Annotated in this window: 13 protein-coding genes; 9 read left to right on the forward strand and 4 right to left on the reverse strand. The window is 61.5% G+C overall.

What is annotated here, in order from left to right; genetic code table 11:
- Positions 1–156: 156 nt before the first annotated feature.
- From GH769_RS22670 to yccS, 7 genes are all read left to right on the forward strand, one after another.
- Positions 157–1,599 (forward strand): TldD/PmbA family protein, encoded by a 1,443-nt coding sequence (locus GH769_RS22670; protein WP_032902300.1) that lies wholly within the window; start codon positions 157–159, stop codon positions 1,597–1,599.
- Positions 1,599–2,915: a TldD/PmbA family protein gene (locus GH769_RS22675; protein WP_032902299.1), complete on the forward strand. Its 1,317-nt coding sequence runs from the start codon at positions 1,599–1,601 to the stop codon at positions 2,913–2,915. The genes GH769_RS22670 and GH769_RS22675 overlap by 1 nt, the downstream gene beginning before the upstream one ends.
- A 72-nt stretch (positions 2,916–2,987) precedes the next feature.
- Positions 2,988–3,878 carry an alpha/beta fold hydrolase gene (locus GH769_RS22680; RefSeq protein WP_020302132.1) on the forward strand — a complete coding sequence of 297 codons (891 nt, stop codon included), beginning with the start codon at positions 2,988–2,990 and terminating at the stop codon, positions 3,876–3,878.
- A 36-nt stretch (positions 3,879–3,914) separates the two neighbouring features.
- Positions 3,915–5,342, forward strand: coding sequence for a multidrug transporter subunit MdtD (mdtD, locus tag GH769_RS22685; RefSeq protein ID WP_020302131.1), 1,428 nt, complete (start codon positions 3,915–3,917; stop codon positions 5,340–5,342).
- 130 nt (positions 5,343–5,472) lie between these two features.
- A complete protein-coding gene (gene dbpA, locus GH769_RS22690) occupies positions 5,473–6,810 on the forward strand; it encodes an ATP-dependent RNA helicase DbpA (RefSeq protein ID WP_229999345.1) in 1,338 nt (445 codons plus the stop codon).
- A 150-nt stretch (positions 6,811–6,960) separates the two neighbouring features.
- On the forward strand, positions 6,961–8,139 hold the full coding sequence (locus GH769_RS22695) for an NAD(P)/FAD-dependent oxidoreductase (protein ID WP_014720268.1): 1,179 nt from the start codon (positions 6,961–6,963) through the stop codon (positions 8,137–8,139).
- A 208-nt stretch (positions 8,140–8,347) separates the two neighbouring features.
- Entirely contained in the window at positions 8,348–10,531 is a 2,184-nt protein-coding gene (gene yccS, locus GH769_RS22700) for a YccS family putative transporter (RefSeq protein WP_019817463.1), read from the forward strand.
- A 106-nt stretch (positions 10,532–10,637) separates the two neighbouring features.
- On the opposite strand, the gene GH769_RS22705 is transcribed toward yccS, so the two are convergent.
- A complete protein-coding gene (locus GH769_RS22705; protein ID WP_014720270.1) occupies positions 10,638–11,375 on the reverse strand; it encodes an ABC transporter substrate-binding protein in 738 nt (245 codons plus the stop codon).
- Positions 11,376–11,572: 197 nt separating this feature from the next.
- On the opposite strand from GH769_RS22705, the gene GH769_RS22710 reads away from it, so the two are divergent.
- On the forward strand, positions 11,573–12,025 hold the full coding sequence (locus GH769_RS22710; RefSeq protein ID WP_014720271.1) for a GNAT family N-acetyltransferase: 453 nt from the start codon (positions 11,573–11,575) through the stop codon (positions 12,023–12,025).
- Positions 12,026–12,123: 98 nt separating this feature from the next.
- Here GH769_RS22710 and GH769_RS22715 read toward each other — a convergent pair whose 3' ends face one another.
- The 3 genes from GH769_RS22715 to GH769_RS22725 are packed head-to-tail and all read right to left on the reverse strand — an operon-like array spanning position 12,124 to position 15,086.
- Positions 12,124–12,420 carry a helix-turn-helix domain-containing protein gene (locus GH769_RS22715; RefSeq protein WP_020302129.1) on the reverse strand — a complete coding sequence of 99 codons (297 nt, stop codon included), beginning with the start codon at positions 12,418–12,420 and terminating at the stop codon, positions 12,124–12,126.
- 17 nt (positions 12,421–12,437) lie between these two features.
- Positions 12,438–12,938 (reverse strand): M48 family metallopeptidase, encoded by a 501-nt coding sequence (locus GH769_RS22720; RefSeq protein WP_014720273.1) that lies wholly within the window; start codon positions 12,936–12,938, stop codon positions 12,438–12,440.
- Positions 12,939–12,980: 42 nt separating this feature from the next.
- The gene (locus tag GH769_RS22725) at positions 12,981–15,086 is read right to left on the reverse strand and encodes a bifunctional diguanylate cyclase/phosphodiesterase (RefSeq protein ID WP_032902298.1); all 2,106 of its coding nucleotides are present in this window, start codon (positions 15,084–15,086) and stop codon (positions 12,981–12,983) included.
- A gap of 312 nt (positions 15,087–15,398) precedes the next feature.
- Here GH769_RS22725 and GH769_RS22730 point away from each other — a divergent pair, with 312 nt between their 5' ends.
- Positions 15,399–16,064 (forward strand): polysaccharide lyase family 7 protein, encoded by a 666-nt coding sequence (locus GH769_RS22730; protein ID WP_014720275.1) that lies wholly within the window; start codon positions 15,399–15,401, stop codon positions 16,062–16,064.
- The last annotated feature ends 362 nt before the right edge of the window (positions 16,065–16,426 follow it).

Consider the following 16,426-nt stretch of genomic DNA (forward strand, 5'->3'; position numbering starts at 1 on the left):
CCTGAACAACTCGGTCAACTGTGGGAGCCGGGCTTGCCCGCGATGAGGCCCGACCAGACACCGCAAAATTACCCGCCGACACTTTCCTTGATCAGCTCCTCGCCCAGGCCTACTCTGTTCGCCTGCCCGCGCCGAGCCGCCCACAAGGAAGGCCCCATGTTCGAACACCACGCCACGCTCAAGAAACACTTCGGTGCCCTGCGCACCACCGCCGAATTTTTCTCCCTGCGCTACGTGCGCGAATCCGGCCAGTACCTGTCGGTACGCAAGAACGTCGCCGAGCCGCCTCACCTGGGCCATGATGAAGGCGCCATGCTCACCGTGCGTCTCAACGGCGTGGAAGCCTACGCCGCGACCAACGATATTTCCCTTGCCGGTCTGCAGGCCGCCCTTGAGCGCGCTGAACAACAAGCCAGGCTTATCAAGCCCCACGCCCTGCTCGACCTGCACCAGCAACCGGTGTCCAGCGACGTCGCCGACTACCTGTCGCCCGACCTCGACCAGCCCTTCCCGTCCCTGAGCGACTGCTACCAATTGCTCGGCGATGAGTCCGCCGCCGTGCCCAAGGATGAGCGCCTGGTGAGCTGGGAAGTCAGCCTGGGAACCACGCGGGTTGAACAGATCTATCTCAACAGCGCCGGCGCCCAATTGCGTCAGGCCCAGCGCTTTGTCTTTCCGGGCCTGAGTGTGACCGCCTTCGACGGCAACGACAGCCAGACCCGTACCCTAGGCGGTACCAACTTCGGCCAGCAAGGCAGTGCCGGGGTGATCCAGCGTTTTGGCCTGGTGGGCGCCGCCCGCAAGGTGGCCGACGAAGCCGTGCAATTGCTGCTCGCACCGAATACGCCCCACGGCCCGCGTGACCTGCTGCTGATGCCCGACCAGATGATCCTGCAGATCCACGAGTCCATCGGCCATCCGCTGGAGCTGGATCGCATCCTCGGTGACGAGCGCAATTACGCCGGCACCAGTTTTGTGAAAGCCAGCGATTTCGGCCACCTGCAATATGGCTCGCCGCTGCTCAACGTCACCTTCGACCCGGACATCCCCGAACAGCTTGCCAGCTACGCTCATGACGACGACGGCACGCCTGCCAGCAAGCAATTTCTGATTCGCGAAGGCCTGCTGCTCAAGCCCTTGGGCGGGGCCTTATCGCAATTTCGCGCCAACCTGCCAGGCGTCGCCAACAGCCGCGCTTGCGGCTGGAACCGTGCACCCATCGACCGCATGGCCAACCTGAATATCGAGCCTGGGGATAAAAGCCTCGCGCAATTGGTGGGCGGCATTGAGAGCGGCATCCTGATGTCGACCAACCGTTCGTGGTCCATCGACGATGCGCGCAACAAGTTCCAGTTCGGCTGCGAGTGGGGCCAGCTGATCGAAAACGGCGAGCTCAAGGGCGTGGTGAAGAACCCCAACTACCGGGCGATTTCTGCGCAGTTCTGGCGCAAGCTCAGCGCGGTGGGCGACGCCAGCACCTTCAAGGTCTTGGGCACGCCGAACTGCGGCAAGGGCGAACCCAACCAGGTGATCCGTGTCGGCCATGCGTCGCCGGCCTGTGTATTCAGCAATGTGGATGTATTTGGGGGGGATGCCTGATGAACCATTTCAAGGCACTGGTGGACTGGCTCAAGCAGGCGGTCACCGATCAAGAACACTTTCACCTCGGCTACGCGGATGAGGCGTCCGAGTTCGTGCGCTTCAACCACGCGCAGGTACGCCAGGCCGGCCAGGTACAGCAGGCCAGCCTGAACCTCAAGCTGATCAACGATGGGCGCCACGCCGACCTGGGTATCACCCTGTCCGGCGAGGCGCAGCTGGATCGCCAGCGCCTGGCCGACGGCCTGCAACAACTGCGCGAAACCTTGCCGCTGTTGCCGCCTGACCCGTACCTGCTGCTGAACCCCGACGCCTGGCACAACCATAACGAACAGCTGCGCCCGCTGCCGGAACTGGCACAAGTGCTGGACGATATCAGCCGGGCCGCCGATGGCGTGGACCTGGTTGGCTTCTACGCCGCCGGCCCGATCAGCCGCGGTTTCGCCAGCTCATCGGGGGCGTTCGGCTGGCACCGGGCTAACAGCTTCAATTTCGACTTCAGCCTGTTCCACGCCAATGGCGAAGCGGTAAAAGCCAGCTACGCCGGGCACACCTGGAACAGCGCCGAATTCGCCGCCCGTTTCCAACAGGCCCGTGAGCAACTGGCGTTTCTCGGTCGCCCGCTCCACACCCTGGCACCCGGCCAATACCGCGCCTACCTGGCGCCGGCAGCGCTGGAAGAAATCATCAGCATCATCACCTGGGGTGGTTTTTCGGCCCAGGCCATCGCGAGCAAAGGCAGTTCGTTGCAACGCCTGTACGCGGGTGATCAGTCACTGAGCCCGCTGGTGACGGTGGATGAGCAGATCAGCGGCTCCCTGAGCCAGGCGTTTTCCACTGAAGGCTACCCGCGCAAGGATGTCACCCTGATCAACGCAGGCAAGGCCGAGGGCCAGTTGATCAACTCTCGCAGCGCCGCCGAATACGGCTTGAGCACCAACGGCGCCAGCAGCGACGAGTCGCCCAGCGCCTTGCAAATGGCCGCAGGCAACCTGGCCCAGGCCGATATTCTCAAGCAGTTGGGCACAGGGCTGTATATCAGCAACCTCTGGTACCTGAACTACTCCGACCTGCCGGCAGCGCGCCTGACCGGCATGACGCGCTTTGCGACCTTCTGGGTGGAGAATGGCGAAATCAAGGCACCGGTCAGCACCATGCGCTTTGATGACAGTGTTTACAGCCTGCTTGGCTCACAGCTTGAAGCGTTGACCACTGATCGAGAACTGCTGCTGTCGCCCAGTACCTACAGCCAGCGTAATACTGCCTCCAATCTATTGCCGGGAGCCTTGATCAAGCGTTTGACCCTGACCTTATAAATCTTGCCACCCGCCCACGTGCCTGCACGTGATGCATGACCTTGCCTGGACTGGGCAAGCTGGAGTCTTGAGATGAACCATGGAAGTTTCGTCATAGAAAAACTGTTCAAGCAATACAACGTTCACGTGGAGCAACTGGGTAACGACCCGCATAGAAAAACCGTACTGATGGTCAATGGCGCGTTGTCCACCACACGCTCCTTTGCCCGCACCAGCAAATGCCTGGCCGAGCACTTCAATGTGCTGCTGTTCGACTTGCCCTTCTCTGGCTTGTCACGCGAGCACAACACCGAACTCGACCTGGTCACCAAGGACGACGAGGTGCAAATCCTGCGTGCCTTGGTGGATCGCTTTGAGGTCAACCATCTAGTCTCGGCCTCCTGGGGCGGCATCTCCACGCTGTTGACCCTGGCGCATAACCCGCCCTCCATCGAAAGCTCGGTGGTGATGGCCCTGGCGCCCAACCTCAACCAGGCGATGCTGGAGTATGTCGAGCGTGTGCGTGTGCTGATCGAGGCCGATGACAAGTCGGCGGTCGGCCATCTGCTCAACGAAACGGTGGGCAAATACCTGTCGCCGCGCCTCAAACGCAATAACCATCGGCACCTGTCGACCATGGCCACCACCGAGTACCGCCAGGCGCGCTTTCATATTCATCAGGTGCTGGGCTTGGGCGATGGCAACTACTTGCCGGCGCTCAAGCAGATTGAAACACCGGTGCACTTTCTCAACGGCGCGCTGGACGAATACACCCCGGCCGACGAGGCCCAGCTGTTCAAACACTATGTAGGCCGCAGCAGCTTTGCGGTGGCCGAACACACCGGCCATCTGCTGGACCTGGAGTCCCGCGAAGCCGCGCTGGCAGTGCATCGGGCCTTGCTGGACTTCCTGGTGGGCGAGCATGCGAGCTTGTCAGCTATAGACGAACCGCCAGTGGGAAAAGGGGCGACGGATGGCGCATAATCACCAACACATAGCCTGCTAATAAAAAGGGATCCCATGCCGAATCGTGCCCCTCTCGATGCCAAGACCGCCCGCTGGCTCCCCTGGGTGGTAGCGATTGCCTTCTTCATGCAGTCGCTGGACGGGACGATTCTCAACACCGCGCTGCCGGCGATGGCCCAGGACCTCGCGGAAAACCCGCTGCGCATGCAAGGGGTGGTGATCGCCTACATGCTCACCGTGGCCTTGCTGATTCCCGCCTCGGGCTGGATCGCCGACCGCTTTGGCACCAAGAAGATTTTCTTTGGCGCGATCATGCTGTTCAGCATCGGGTCGTTGCTGTGTGCGCTGTCCAGTAGCTTGAGCATGCTGGTGGGGGCACGGGTGGTCCAGGGCCTGGGCGGCGCGCTGATGCTGCCGGTCGGGCGGCTGGTGGTGCTGCGGGCTTATCCGCGCTCCGAGCTGGTGCGGATCATGGGCTTCATCACCATTCCCGGCCTGCTCGGCCCCTTGCTTGGCCCGACGATGGGCGGCTGGATGGTGCAATACCTGACCTGGCACTGGATCTTCCTGATCAACCTGCCGGTGGGCATGATCGGCTGCTATGCCGTGTGGAAATTCATCCCCGACCTGCGCGGCAGCGAGCGCACGCGCTTCGACGGCCTGGGCTTTCTGCTGTTCGGCGCGGCGATGGTACTGATCACCATCGCCATGGAGGGCCTGGGCGAACTGCACCTGCCGCACCTGCGGGTGATGTTGCTGTTGTTCGGCGGGCTTGCCTGCCTGGCGGCGTACTGGCTGCGCGCCGGGCACATCGACAACCCGCTGTTCTCGCCGGTGCTGTTCAAGACGCGCACCTTTGCCGTGGGGATCCTCGGCAACCTGTTTGCGCGCCTGGGCAGCGGCGCACTGCCGTTCCTGGTGCCGCTGCTGTTACAAGTGGCGCTGGGCTATTCGCCGTCAGAAGCCGGCATGAGCATGCTGCCGCTGGCGGCGGCGGCAATGTTCGCCAAATCCATCGCGCGCCCGCTTATCGAGCGCCTCGGCTACCGCATCGTCCTGACCGGCAACACCCTGGCCCTGGGCCTGATGCTGGCGAGCATGGGCCTGGTCAGCGAACAAACGCCCTACCCGCTGCTGTTGGCCATGCTGGCGGTACTGGGGGCCATCAACTCCCTGCAATTTACCGCGATGAACACCGTCACCCTGATCGACCTCGACGACGCCCAGGCCAGCAGCGGCAACAGCTTGCTGTCGGTGGTGGCGCAGCTGTCCCTCAGCCTCGGCGTGGCCTGTGCCGGCGCGTTGCTTGGCGGGTTTACTGCCGAGGCCGGCAATGACGGTGTGGAAAGTGTCCTCGGCGCGTTCCAGCTGACCTTCCTCACCGTGGGCATCATGGCGATGCTGGCGGCGGCGATCTTCCTGCAACTGTCGCCTAAAGACGGCAAACGGGTGGTCAGCCGCGAGCACGATATCGAGCACTAACGGGCGTCTCGTCGAGAACTTGCGAGGAAAATCCCACGAGACTGGTACACTGCGCGACATTTTGTTTTGCAGAGCCAGTCCCGTGACTACCATCGCCACCGCTTTTAATACTTTGCCCCTGTCCGCCGCCATGCTGGCTAACCTCGACTCGCTGGGTTACGTCGAGATGACGCAGATCCAGGCGCAAAGCTTGCCGGTGATCCTCAAAGGGCTGGACCTCATTGCCCAGGCCAAGACCGGCAGCGGCAAGACTGCCGCATTCGGCATCGGCCTGCTGAACCCGATCAACCCGCGCTACTTCGGTTGCCAGGCGCTGGTGATGTGCCCGACCCGTGAGCTGGCCGACCAGGTCGCCAAGGAAATCCGCCGCCTGGCCCGTGCCGAAGACAACATCAAGGTACTGACCCTGTGCGGCGGCGTGTCCCTCGGCCCGCAGATCGCCTCCCTGGAGCATGGCGCCCACGTTATCGTCGGCACCCCGGGACGCATCCAGCAGCACCTGCGTAAAGGTTCTCTGGTGCTGGACGGCTTGAACACCCTGATTCTCGACGAAGCCGACCGCATGCTCGACATGGGCTTCTACGACGCCATCGAAGACATCATCAGCAAGACCCCACCGCGCCGCCAGACCCTGCTGTTCTCGGCCACCTACCCGGTGAGCATCAAGCAACTGGCCTCCAAGTTCATGCGTGCGCCTCAGCAAGTGAAAGCCGAAGCGTTCCACTCCGACGACCAGATCGAACAACGCTTCTACGAGATCTCCCCGGAAGAGCGCATGGACGCCGTGACCAAGGTGCTGGCGCACTTCCGCCCGGCCTCCTGCGTGGCGTTCTGCTTTACCAAGCAGCAAGTGCAGGAAACCGTCGACCACCTGACGTCCAAGGGCATTTCTGCTGTTGGCCTGCATGGTGACCTGGAACAGCGCGACCGTGATCAGGTACTGGCGATGTTTGCCAACCGCAGCACCTCGGTGCTGGTGGCCACCGACGTCGCCGCTCGAGGCCTGGACATCGACGCCCTGGACATGGTGATCAACGTCGAACTGGCCCGCGACTCGGAAATTCACATCCACCGTGTAGGCCGTACCGGCCGTGCCGGTGAGACCGGCATCGCCATCAGCCTGGTGGCGCCGTCCGAAGCCCACCGCGCCCAGGCCATTGAGCAACTGCAGAAGTCGCCGCTGAACTGGGACCAACTGGACAACCTCAAGCCGCAAAGCGGTGGCCCGCTGTTGCCGCAGATGAGCACCCTGTGCATCGCTGCCGGGCGTAAGGACAAGGTTCGCCCAGGCGACATCCTCGGCGCATTGACCGGTGAAGCCGGCATTCCGGGTGCCCAGGTCGGCAAGATCGCTATCTTTGATTTCCAGGCCTTCGTGGCCGTGGAACGCGGCATCGCCAAGCAGGCGTTGCAGCGTTTGAATGACGGCAAGATCAAAGGCCGTTCGCTGCGCGTGCGCATTTTGTAATAACACCGAGTTCCCATTACAGGAACCGAATGAATGTGGGAGCTGGCTTGCCTGCGATAGCGACGGTGAATCCACTACCGCTATCGCAGGCAAGCCAGCTCCCACAGGGTTGATGGCATTTCAAATCAATAGTTTTGTGAGGACATGGCTGTGCGCTCGACCGAAGTTGTGATCATTGGCGCCGGCGCCGCAGGCTTGATGTGCGCGCTGACCGCCGCCGGGCGTGGGCGCAAGGTGATGTTGATCGACCACGCCAACAAGGCCGGCAAGAAAATCCTGATGTCCGGTGGCGGCCGCTGCAACTTCACCAACATGTACACCGAGCCGGCCAACTTCCTCTCGCACAACGCGCACTTCTGCAAATCGGCCCTGGCCCGTTATACACAGTGGGATTTTATCGGGCTGGTGGCCAAGCACGGCGTGCCGTACCACGAGAAGAAACTCGGCCAGCTGTTCTGCGACAACAAGTCCAGCGACATCCTCGGCATGCTGCTCGACGAGTGCATCCAGACCGGCGTGAGCCTGCACCTGGACACCTCCATCGAGGCAATCGCCAAGCTCGAAAGCGGCTATCAACTGCAAACCACCCTGGGTGAACTGCGCTGTGAATCCCTGGTGATCGCCACGGGCGGTTTGTCGATCCCGACGCTGGGCGCCACCGGTTTCGGTTACCAAGTGGCCAGGCAATTCGGCCATGAACTGCTGCCGACCCGCGCCGGGCTCGTGCCGTTCACCATCACCGACCAGCTCAAGGAGTTGTGCGGCGAGTTGTCCGGCACCTCGGTCGACTGCCTGGTGAGCTGCAACGGCCAGAGTTTTCGCGAGAACATCCTGTTCACCCATCGCGGCCTGAGCGGGCCGGCGATCTTGCAGATTTCCTCGTATTGGCACCCCGGCGACACGGTGGAAATCAACCTGCTGCCCGACCACGACGCCCATGCCTGGCTGCAACAGCAACAGGCCGAACACCCCAACAGTGAGTTGAAAACCCTGCTGGGCGAGATCTTCACCAAGAAGATGGCCAACCTGCTGGCCCAAAGCTGGTTCGAATCCAAGCCGATGAAGCAGTACACCCACGCTGAAATGGCCGATATCGCGCAAAAGCTGGGGAGCTGGCAACTGGTACCGGCCGGCACCGAGGGTTATCGCACTGCCGAGGTGACATTGGGCGGGGTGGATACGCGGGAAGTGTCGTCCAAGACCATGGAATCGCTGAAAAGCCCCGGCCTGTACTTTATCGGCGAAGTGCTGGATGTGACCGGCCACCTGGGCGGGTTCAATTTCCAGTGGGCCTGGGCCTCGGGTTACGCGGCCGCGCAATACGCCTGATGTGCACCTTGAGATGCAATCCCCCTGTGGGAGCTGGCTTGCCTGCGATAGCGGCAGTGAATCCCACATCGTTATCGCAGGCAAGCCAGCTCCCACATTGGTTTTGCAGTGATCCTGAAAATTTTGCTGTCCGATGTGATCGCCACGCTTGCCGTGGCGTCATTACTGGCTCAATTTAGCGACAACGTCCCGGAAGACTCCAGACTTCATGTCATCGACCTCGTTCAAGCAGTCCATGCGGCGCCTGTGGGCGCTGGATAAATTCAGCTACAGCGTACGGGTGTTCATCGCCCTCACCGGCAGCATGGCATTGTGTTGGTACCAGGATGAAATGACGCTGCTGATCCCGCTGTTCCTGGGGATTATCGCCAGCGCCCTGGCCGAGACCGATGACAGCTGGCAAGGCCGTCTCAATGCGCTGGCGGTGACACTGGTGTGTTTCAGCATCGCCGCGCTGTCGGTAGAACTGCTGTTCCCCTACCCCTGGATATTTGCCGTCGCCCTGGCCGTGGCCAGTTTCGGCCTGACCATGCTCGGCGCACTGGGCGAACGCTATGGCGCGATTGCCTCGGCCACCTTGATTCTGTCGGTCTACACCATGATCGGCGTGGACCAGCGCGGCGGCGCCGTCACGGATTTCTGGCATGAGCCGCTGCTGCTGGTCGCCGGTGCCGCCTGGTACGGCGTGCTGTCCGTGCTGTGGCAGGCGCTGTTTTCCAACCAGCCGGTGCAGCAGAGCCTGGCGCGGTTGTTCCGCGAGCTGGGGCGTTACCTCAAGCTCAAGTCATCGTTGTTCGAACCGATCCGGCAGCTGGATGTGGAAGCGCGACGCCTGGAATTGGCCCAGCAAAATGGCCGAGTAGTGGCTGCACTGAATGCCGCAAAGGAAATCATCCTGCACCGCGTCGGCAATGGCCGGCCGGGCTCGAAGGTCAGCCGCTACCTGAAACTGTACTTCCTGGCCCAGGACATCCACGAGCGCGCCAGTTCCTCCCACTACCCCTACAACGCCCTCACTGAAGCCTTCTTCCATAGCGATGTGCTGTTTCGCTGCCAGCGCTTGCTGCGCCAGCAAGGCAAGGCCTGCCAGACCCTGGCTGAGTCGATCCAACTGCGCCAACCGTTCATCTATGACGACAGCTTTGCCCAAGCCCTGGGCGACCTCAACGCGTCCCTGGAGCACCTGCGCATCCAGAGCAACCCAGCCTGGCGTGGCCTGCTGCGTTCACTTCGAGCCTTGGCGGCCAACCTGTCCACCCTCGACCGCCTGCTGGGCGACGCCAGCAACCCCGATGCCCTGGCGGACGCCACCGACAGTAACCTGCTGGACCGCGCCCCGCGCAACCTCAAGGAAATGTGGACGCGCCTGCGCACCCAACTGACGCCCACCTCGCTGCTGTTTCGCCACGCCCTGCGCCTGTCCCTGGCGTTGACCGTCGGCTACGCCACCCTACACGCCATTCACGCGTCTCAGGGTTACTGGATCATCCTCACCACCCTGTTCGTGTGCCAACCGAGCTACGGCGCCACCCGGCGCAAACTCGGCCAGCGGATTATCGGCACCGCCATCGGCCTCACCGTGGCCTGGGCGCTGTTTGATCTGTTCCCCAACCCGGTGGTGCAGTCGATGTTCGCTATCGCCGCGGGCCTGGTGTTCTTTATCAACCGCACCACCCGCTACACACTGGCGACGGCGGCGATCACCCTGATGGTGCTGTTCTGCTTCAACCAGGTGGGCGATGGCTACGGGCTGTTCCTGCCGCGCCTGTTCGATACCTTGCTCGGCAGCCTGATCGCGGGCCTGGCGGTGTTCCTGTTCCTGCCGGACTGGCAAGGCCGACGCTTGAACAAAGTGCTGGCCAATACCCTGACCTGCAACAGCATCTACCTGCGCCAGATCATGCAGCAATACGCCGCCGGCAAGAGTGACGACTTGGCTTACCGCCTGGCCCGCCGCAACGCCCACAACGCCGATGCCGCGTTGTCCACCACCCTGGCGAATATGCTGATGGAGCCGGGGCACTTCCGTAAGGAAGCCGACGTGGGCTTCCGCTTCCTGGTGCTGTCTCACACCTTGCTCAGCTACTTATCCGGATTGGGTGCACACCGCGATACTCAGCTACCGACCGACGTACGCGAGCACTTGATCGAAGGCGCGGGCAACAGCCTGGCGACGAGCATCGATGAGATCGCCACCGGCCTGGCCAATAAACAGCCGATTGCGATCCAGAGTGATGCCGAGGAAGGGTTGGCGGCCGAGCTGGAGCAAATGCCCGATGAGATCGATGAGGCGCAGCGGTTGGTGCAGACGCAGTTGGCGTTGATTTGCCGGCAGTTGGGGCCGTTGCGTACGTTGGCGGCGCATCTGATCAAGGAGACCGGCGCGGCTTAGACCGCTATCGCAGGCAAGCCAGCTCCCACATTTGACCGAGTTCCAATATAAGAAGGCGGGCAAAATGTGGGAGCCGGGCTGGCCCGCGATGAGGCCCGCAAGCACGCTACATCCCATGCGCCTTCATCAAGCGCGCATAACTGCCATCAGCCTTCATCCTGGCAATCTCCCGATCAAAGCTGGCAACGATTTGCGCATGCTCGGGGTTCTTCAAACTGACCAGAATATGCAGGCTGTTCTCGCTCAACGGCTTGCCCACAAACGCCACGGCATTGCGCACCCGCGGCGACTCCCGAGCCAGGTAATAGCGCGCTACGTATTCGTCTTCCAGCGTCAACCGCACACGCCGCGCCGCGAGCATGCGCACCGCCATGGCGAAGTTGTGCACCGGTACTTTCTGTAGCTGGGTGTCTTGATCGAACGCAGCCGAGTAAGCGTAACCGCGTACCACGGCGATGGTCTCGTCGTGCAGTCGGGCCAGGTTCTGATAAACGATGTCATCGTCGCTGCGCTTGAGAAAGCGCACACGGTTAAGCAGGTACTCAGCAGAAAATTGGCCAAACTGCGTGCGGGCCTCGTCGTACCAGGCGTTGATCAGCACATCGTAGCGCCCATCGCCCACGCCCTTGAGCGCACGAGCCCAAGGCACCTGTTCAAAATCACTCGCGTACCCCGCACGGGCCAGGGCCGTGCTGACGATATCCGTGGCCAAGCCGCCATTGATCAAGGTGGCATCGGTGAATGGCGGCCAGCCATCCGCCACCAGACGCAGACGCTGTGCCAGCACTGGTTGGGCCAGTAGCAGCACTGCGATCAAAGCAACGGCACGAGTCAATCGCGGCATGCTCAAAGTCCTTGGCGGGCAGGCGGTGGCCTGATAACAGTAGCTCATCAATAAGCTTGCATTGCAGATTACACAAAGAAGCCAACGGCGCACGCACTGAATGATGGCAAATTGACGCCATTCACACATTTGTCAATTTTAGACAGCGGCGCCCGTCACGCTTACTATCCAGGCACGTCTTTATAAGAGCACACATCATGACGGTTGATTGGGTTTGCAAACATCACGACGACTTGGGCAAGGACCAGCTGTATGCCGTCCTGCGCTTGCGCAGCGAGGTATTCGTCGTCGAGCAGAAATGCGCGTATCAGGACATCGACGGGCAGGACCTGGCGGGGGACACCCACCACCTGATGGCCTGGAATGATAACGAGCTGGTGGCTTACCTGCGGCTGCTGGACCCGGAGACCCAGGGCGGCGATGTGGTGATTGGCCGCGTCATCGTTTCGCCAGCGGCACGGGGCACCGGGCTGGGGCATCAAATGCTGGAAGAGGCGCTTGAGCGTATTGAGGATATCTGGCCGCAAACGCCGATTTTTCTCTCGGCCCAGGCGCACTTGCAGGGGTATTACGGGCGGTATGGGTTTGTGGTGGCGGGTGAGGAATACCTGGAAGATGATATTCCACATATTGGTATGCGGCGCCTCTGAGCGCGCCATCGCAGGCAAGCCAGCTCCCACATTGGAACGCATTCAACTGTGGGAGCCGGGCTTGCCCGCGATAGCGTCAGTCCTGCCAAAGCCGACCTTCAGGGATAGCCCAACACCTGCTTGATCGACGCCAGATTAGCCTCGATCCACCCCCGATCAATCGCCCCCCAGTCCTGAATCCGATAGCGCCCGGCATGGTGACGCGCACCGTCCTCCTGCTCGAACTCACACACAATATCCAGGTCGGCCAACGCCGCAATGGTGTCCTGGGCGGTACGCCGAGGCATGCCGGTGGCCTCGGTCAGCGCCGGGACGCTGCTGGCCAGTTGGCTGTCGATCAAGTACGCCACGTACAGGCGGCGGTAGAAGCTGCTTTTGGTCTTGCTCACATCCATGGTCAGTCGCCTTGGGGTTAGGGCTTGCCCTGCAAATCGCGCCAGGTGAGGTACACACGCAGGTCAAATTCCACCTGATGGTAGCCCGGCATCATGTATTGACAGAGTTTATAGAACGCCTTGTTGTGGTCCGACTCCTTGAAGTGAGCCAACTCGTGTACCACGATCATGCGCAGAAACTCCGGGGCCGCCTCCTTGAACAGCGACGCGATGCGAATCTCTTTCTTGGATTTGAGATTACCGCCCTGCACCCGGGAAATCGTGGTGTGCAAACCCAAGGCACGATGGGTCAGGTCCAGGCGGTTGTCGAACAGCACCTTGTCGATAGACGGCGCGTTACGCAGGTGCTCCTGCTTCAAGGCCAGGGCATAGGCGTACAGGGCCTTGTCGCTCTGCACCCCATGGCGTTCGGGGTAGCGCTGTTCCAGGTAAGCCCCCAACTGGTCCTTGGCGATCAGTTGGCGCACTTGCTCCTGGAGCGCAGCGGGATAGGCCTGGAGGTATTTCAACGCGGTCATGGGCTCTGCAACGCAATTGGGACGGGCGCCAGTGTAGCGAATTCAAAGCGCGCGAGGGTACGACCAGCCCGCAACGTCCTCAGCCATCAACGGCAGCGCCGCCCACGGCCCCTGGATATACGCGCAGCCATTGGCCTTTAGCCACTGTGTTTGCTCAAGGGTCTCCACGCCTTCGGCGATCACCAGCACACCAAAATGCTCACACAGTTGGATGATGCTGCGCGCCATCGCCGCATCCCGCGCCGAGCCAGGCAGGCGCGCCACTAATTGAGGGTCAAGCTTGAGGGTATCGAATGCCAGGTCGCGCAAATGGGCCAGGGAGCACTGGCCGCAGCCAAAGTCGTCCAGGGCAATCCGCACCCCGATCCGGCGTAGTAACTGGAGTTGCTTGGTAGACTCGGCAAGATTACTCATCAAGCAGTCCTCGCCGATTTCCACCTCCAGTTGCCGCCCCTCTAACCCATGCCGTTCCAGCATCTGCTGCAGTTGGTTGGCCAGGTTGGGCATGTTGAACTGGCTGCTGCTCAGGCTCACGCTCAACACCAGTTCGGGGTCGAAGGTGGCTTGCCAGGCCTGGCGCTGGGCAGCGACTTGCTGGTAGATCCAGGCACTCAACTGGTTGATCAACCGCGCCTCTTCCAGCAGCGGCAAGAACAGGCCCGGCGGCACATCGCCGACGCTGGGATGCTGCCAACGCAACAGCGCTTCGACGCCGCGCAAACGCCCGTCTTCCAGGCAAACCTGAGGCTGGTACACCAAGGTGAAGTCCTTGTTGGCAATGGCGGTACGCACACTGTCTTCCAGCATCAACCGCGAGCGGGCGCGGCCGTTCATTTCCTGGTCGTAGTAACGATACTGCTGACGGCCGGCGCGCTTGGCTTCGTACATGGCAATATCCGCCGCCCGCAGCAGGCCGCTCAAGTCCGAGCCGCAATCCGGGAAGGTCGCGATGCCGATACTGACCCCAAGCATCACCTCCAGCCCATCGACCTGCTGGCACACAGAAACCCGCTCGATGAGCTTTTCCGCGATCTTCGCCGCCTGTTCGGGAAACTCCAGCTCCAGCAACGCGGTGAACTCATCCCCGCCCATGCGCCCCAGAATGTCGTAGGAACGCAGGCACGCCTGCATTTGCTCCGAAACCCAACGCAGCACGCGATCCCCGGCGTCATGGCCCAACGTATCGTTGACCCGCTTGAAGCCATCCAGGTCCAGGTACAGCAATACCAGCGCCTGCTCGCTCCGTTCGCTGCGCAGCAACGTATTCTCCATCGCCTGATGGAAACCGCGCCGGTTCAGCAGCCCGGTCAACGGGTCGGTCACGGCCTGGAACTCCAGTTGCTGGTGCAGATGCCGTACTTCGGACATGTCCAGCACCGTCACCACCATCGCCTTCTGCTCCACAGGCAAGGGCGCGCAGGACAACGCTACCGGCACCTGCTGGCCCCGACCGGTACGCAAAATGGCGTCGTGTTGGCGCCACGTCTCGCCCCGGCGATACGCCTCGTACATGGGGAAGCCCAACCAGGCTGGCACATGGGGCTTTTGCAGGAAACTGAGGAAACTCTCGCCCTGCAACTCAGCCATCGTCGCATTCAACAGCCGGGAAATGGCCGGGTTGGCGTACTCGATCACACTGTTTTCGCTCACCACTAAAATGCCCTCGGCGGCGTTATCCAGCACGGAGGCATTAAAAGCGCGGGCCAACTCCAGGTCATGGCTCAGGCGCTGCAAGGCACGGCGATTGCGCTGGTGCTCGAGCAACGCCTGCACCTTGGGCTTGAGGATGTGCGGGTCAAAGGGCTTGAACAGATAGTCGATCGCCCCACTGGCGTAGCCTTCAAGCACCGCGTCGGGCGAATGGGCGGTGGCGGTCAGAAAGATAATCGGCGTCATGCGCGTGCGCTGGCTGCCCCGCATCAGGCGCGCGACCTCAAAGCCGTCCATGCCCGGCATGCGCACGTCCAGCAGCACCAAGTCGACGTCATGGGCCAGCAGTAACTCCAAGGCTTCCAGGCCAGACGCAGCAGTGATCACCCGCCAGTCGTCACGCTGCAACAGCGCACGCATGCTGACGAGGTTTTCCGGGTAGTCATCGACCACCAACAGAACCGAAATTGCATCGTCGTGTTGCGGAGCGCCATCCATGCTACGTCTCTTCCTTAGGGAGCTGCACCGGTCACTTTTGCTACCAAGGCCGGATAAACACTGAGGGCTCACTCTAGCCGCGCGGCCAAAAAAGCAGAAGTGACGTGGGTGCCCTCATTGTGCCAAAGACTAGGAAGCCGACTAACGGTAAGGCCCTGTAGCCCGCGGTTCACGGGCAACATGGCTTTTTGGCATTCCTCTGACGCCAATAAATTGCCAGCAATTGTTTAACAATCTCACCCGCACCGCCTATAAAGAACCTGGAAGGCCCTTTGGGCCAATGCCTACACCCTCTGTAAAAAGGCCAACACCATGATCGACCTTTCCACCTGGAACCTGAGCATCCCGGTCGGCTCCCCACCCACGACCATTGAAACGCCAAGGCTGATGAGCGGCTTCAACGATCAATACTTCCAGGCCGAAGGCAGCGATGTGCAGTTCTGGACGCCTGTGACGGGCTCGCGCACCGAAAACGCCATCTACCCACGCAGCGAATTGCGTGAAACCTACGCCGACGGCCGCCTGCGTAACTGGACCTACCCCGAAGCCGACAACTTCCTGCGCGCCACCCTCACCGTCAACCAGGTGCCCTCCTCCGGCAAGATCGTGATCGGCCAGATCCACGCCTACGACAGCCAGAAACCGTTGATCAAGCTGGAGTACCAATTCAAGGAGAAAACCCAGACCGGCAACATCGTCGCCAAAGTGCGCATGCGCCCGGACGAAGCCGAAAGCCAGGTGATCATCGTCGCCTCCAATGTGCCACTGCAGAAGAGCTTCACCTACGTGATCAACCTCAACAAAGCCGGGCTGCTGAGCGTGTATGCCGCCGACAGTGAGTGGAATGAACGCATAGGCGCGGCCTGGGGTGACAAGCCGTTGTACTTCAAGGCGGGGGTGTACGTGCAGGACAATTCGGGCGACACCAATGAGGGCGCGCGGGTGACGTTTGCGAAGTTGGATATTGATCATGAGTGAATCGTCCCGTGAGACACCGGATTTTTCCCAGATAAATCCAAAGTTTTAAACACACCGCCGCCCCCTGTGGGAGCCGGGCTTGCCCGCGATGGCGGCACATCAGCCACTATCCTAGGCGCCTGACACACCGCCATCGCGGGCAAGCCCGGCTCCCACATTGACCGTGCATCGGCTTCAAGGTCCGGTGTGAGTCCTACAGCACCGTTGCGGCCAGCCACATCGCCGCTTATAGTTCGCCCCGTCGCTGGCATTGATCGGCGATAGGGTTTCGCAGCCCTAACGATACGTGTGTAACCAAGCATCATGAATACAACGATGAGCGCTTCGGCGCCCGTCGTCTGTTTAATGGTGGCTGTGTGTGG

The organism is Pseudomonas sp. CFSAN084952 (genome assembly GCF_009648855.1).
GTDB lineage: Bacteria > Pseudomonadota > Gammaproteobacteria > Pseudomonadales > Pseudomonadaceae > Aquipseudomonas > Aquipseudomonas paracarnis.

What these genes read in the sequence shown, in the direction of transcription:
- GH769_RS22670 (WP_032902300.1), top strand. Translation starts at nt 157, where the DNA reads ATGTTCGAACACCACGCCACGCTCAAGAAACACTTCGGTGCCCTGCGC.
- GH769_RS22675 (WP_032902299.1), top strand. Translation starts at nt 1,599, where the DNA reads ATGAACCATTTCAAGGCACTGGTGGACTGGCTCAAGCAGGCGGTCACC.
- GH769_RS22680 (WP_020302132.1), top strand. Translation starts at nt 2,988, where the DNA reads ATGAACCATGGAAGTTTCGTCATAGAAAAACTGTTCAAGCAATACAAC.
- mdtD (WP_020302131.1), top strand. Translation starts at nt 3,915, where the DNA reads ATGCCGAATCGTGCCCCTCTCGATGCCAAGACCGCCCGCTGGCTCCCC.
- dbpA (WP_229999345.1), top strand. Translation starts at nt 5,473, where the DNA reads ATGCTGGCTAACCTCGACTCGCTGGGTTACGTCGAGATGACGCAGATC.
- yccS (WP_019817463.1), top strand. Translation starts at nt 8,348, where the DNA reads ATGTCATCGACCTCGTTCAAGCAGTCCATGCGGCGCCTGTGGGCGCTG.
- GH769_RS22705 (WP_014720270.1), bottom strand. Translation starts at nt 11,375, where the DNA reads ATGCCGCGATTGACTCGTGCCGTTGCTTTGATCGCAGTGCTGCTACTG.
- GH769_RS22710 (WP_014720271.1), top strand. Translation starts at nt 11,573, where the DNA reads ATGACGGTTGATTGGGTTTGCAAACATCACGACGACTTGGGCAAGGAC.
- GH769_RS22715 (WP_020302129.1), bottom strand. Translation starts at nt 12,420, where the DNA reads ATGGATGTGAGCAAGACCAAAAGCAGCTTCTACCGCCGCCTGTACGTG.
- GH769_RS22720 (WP_014720273.1), bottom strand. Translation starts at nt 12,938, where the DNA reads ATGACCGCGTTGAAATACCTCCAGGCCTATCCCGCTGCGCTCCAGGAG.
- GH769_RS22725 (WP_032902298.1), bottom strand. Translation starts at nt 15,086, where the DNA reads ATGGATGGCGCTCCGCAACACGACGATGCAATTTCGGTTCTGTTGGTG.
- GH769_RS22730 (WP_014720275.1), top strand. Translation starts at nt 15,399, where the DNA reads ATGATCGACCTTTCCACCTGGAACCTGAGCATCCCGGTCGGCTCCCCA.